At 42.7% G+C, this 1,315-nt stretch carries 2 protein-coding genes and 1 pseudogene; all 3 read right to left on the minus strand.

Annotated elements, in window-relative coordinates:
• Positions 1 to 416 (minus strand): ABC transporter permease subunit (locus SORDD24_RS05750; protein WP_155720136.1); only part of this gene is annotated, 416 nt, incomplete at its 3' end.
• A 12-nt stretch (positions 417 to 428) separates the two neighbouring features.
• Positions 429 to 1,223, minus strand: a complete 795-nt coding sequence (locus SORDD24_RS05755; RefSeq protein WP_081103518.1) for a transporter substrate-binding domain-containing protein — start codon at positions 1,221 to 1,223, stop codon at positions 429 to 431.
• A gap of 10 nt (positions 1,224 to 1,233) precedes the next feature.
• A pseudogene (locus tag SORDD24_RS11675) lies at positions 1,234 to 1,315 on the minus strand (amino acid ABC transporter ATP-binding protein); the annotation flags it as partial.

The raw sequence follows: 1,315 nt of genomic DNA on the forward strand, positions 1-1,315 counted from the left end.
CGCATGGCACTGATATAGGTGAAACCTTGCGACAAGGCAGCCTCCATCTGACCATTAGGGATAGACTGAATCCCTGAACGAATCACCTCAGCAATATAAGCACCGTGATAAAGTCCGACGCAGAGAATAGCTGTCCAATAAATTGGAATCATGATGGTGTGTTCACTGATAAGAGGCAAACCATAAAAAACAATAACAAACTGTACCAAGAGGGGGGTGTTTTGGTAAAATTCGACAAAGATACGAGCCAAAATCCTTAGAATTTGATGTTTGCTAGTTGATAGGACTCCAAAGATGATTCCTAAGACCATAGCTAGGATAAAGGATCCAATAACTAGGGCAAGGGTGAAGAGGAAACCATTGAAAAATTGTCCAAAATCCTGAAAATAGGCTGTCCAAGATGATAAATCTGTCATGGGGTGTCCTCCTTAATCTGCGGTATGGCTAGATGGTTTGAGCTTGTAACGGTCATAGAGTTTCTGAAGACTGCCGTCCTTGCTCCATTTAGTGACCAAGGTATCAAGATAGTCATTGAGTTCGGTGTTTGATTTCTTGGTAACAATACCGTAGTCAGATGGTTTGAAACTATCATCTAGGAGCTCTGTTCGTTTACTGGTGTAGCCAGACAGGATAGAGCGGTCCACGGAAAAGGCATCAATACGGTGAGCGTGAAGCGAAGTAATCAACTCTGGATAAGAACCAAGTTCTACAAACTTAAACTTCAGACCTTTCTTTTTACCTAGTTCGGTAATCAAGCGTTGGGTGATGGAACCTTGGGCAACTCCGATCGTTTTACCATTTAGGTCTTCAATGCTTTTGATGTTGGCAGATTTGTTGACCAAAAAGCCAGAAGCGTCCGTATAGTAGGGACTGGTGAAGTTGTAGAGTTTTTTACGTTCATCTGTGATAGTGAAGGTCGCGATATCCATGTCGACTTGTTCATTGTCTAGGAGTGGTCCGCGAGTTTGTGCCGTAACAGGAACGTAGCGAACCTTGACCTTGAGTTCGTCTGCAATCATCTTGGCTAAGTCCGTTTCGATACCAGAATAAGTACCTGTCTTGGGATCTTTGTAACCAAAATTGGGAACGTCTTGTTTGACACCGACAACCAGTTCGCCTCTTTTTTGAATGTCTGCGACACTGGTATCAGCCTGAACTGGTTTAGCAGCAGCAAGACCGAAAAGGCTAATCAATAATGCTGATAAAAAGAATTTCTTTTTCATAGGCGCCTCCTTATTTGACTTTGTCACTTTCATGATTGATAATTTTGCTGAGGAATTGTTGGGCACGAGGTTCGCTTGGATTGTCGAAAAAG

The organism is Streptococcus oralis, assembly GCF_001579175.1.
In the GTDB taxonomy this organism is placed as follows: domain Bacteria; phylum Bacillota; class Bacilli; order Lactobacillales; family Streptococcaceae; genus Streptococcus; species Streptococcus oralis_O.